This window comes from Bradyrhizobium sp. UFLA05-108 (assembly GCF_059803455.1).
Genome location: NZ_JBANAZ010000229.1, coordinates 1 through 866 on the forward strand (window position 1 = coordinate 1; position 866 = coordinate 866).

Genomic DNA, 866 nt, shown 5'->3' on the forward strand with positions numbered 1-866 from the left:
TGACAGGCAGGTATTCTAACCAACTGAACTACCGCTCCACCGATTCTTTTACGTTGCATCTCTCGATGCCGGCAAATTCGCGCTTTGCGATTTGCGCATTACCAGTCGTCACACTGATAACGTTTATTTGATGCCTGGCAGTGTCCTACTCTCGCATGGGGAGACCCCACACTACCATCGGCGCTACGGCGTTTCACTTCTGAGTTCGGCATGGGGTCAGGTGGGACCACCGCGCTATTGCCGCCAGGCAAATTCTGTTTCATTCCAACCGCCTCACTCCCGTGAAGCCATCAGAACCAATCTCGGAACTTCGCTGAAAATCTCTCTAAAAACACCTTCGGTGTTGTAAGGTTAAGCCTCACGGATCATTAGTACTGGTTAGCTCAATGCATCGCTGCACTTACACACCCAGCCTATCAACGTCTTAGTCTTAAACGTTCCTTCAGGGACCTTAAAGGCCCAGGGAAGACTCATCTTGAGGCAAGTTTCGCGCTTAGATGCTTTCAGCGCTTATCTTTTCCGCACTTAGCTACCGGGCAATGCCATTGGCATGACAACCCGAACACCAGTGGTGCGTTCACTCCGGTCCTCTCGTACTAGGAGCAACCCCTCTCAATCTTCCAACGCCCACGGCAGATAGGGACCGAACTGTCTCACGACGTTCTAAACCCAGCTCGCGTACCACTTTAAATGGCGAACAGCCATACCCTTGGGACCTACTTCAGCCCCAGGATGTGATGAGCCGACATCGAGGTGCCAAACACCGCCGTCGATATGAACTCTTGGGCGGTATCAGCCTGTTATCCCCGGAGTACCTTTTATCCGTTGAGCGATGGCCCTTCCATTCAGAACCACCGGATCACTAA

General features: G+C 52.2%; 2 rRNA genes. Both read right to left on the reverse strand.

Annotated elements, in window-relative coordinates:
- Positions 1-132: 132 nt before the first annotated feature.
- Positions 133-248 (reverse strand): 5S ribosomal RNA (rrf, locus tag SO140_RS46160).
- Between the two features lie 99 nt (positions 249-347).
- A 23S ribosomal RNA gene (locus SO140_RS46165) occupies positions 348-866 on the reverse strand; the annotation flags it as partial.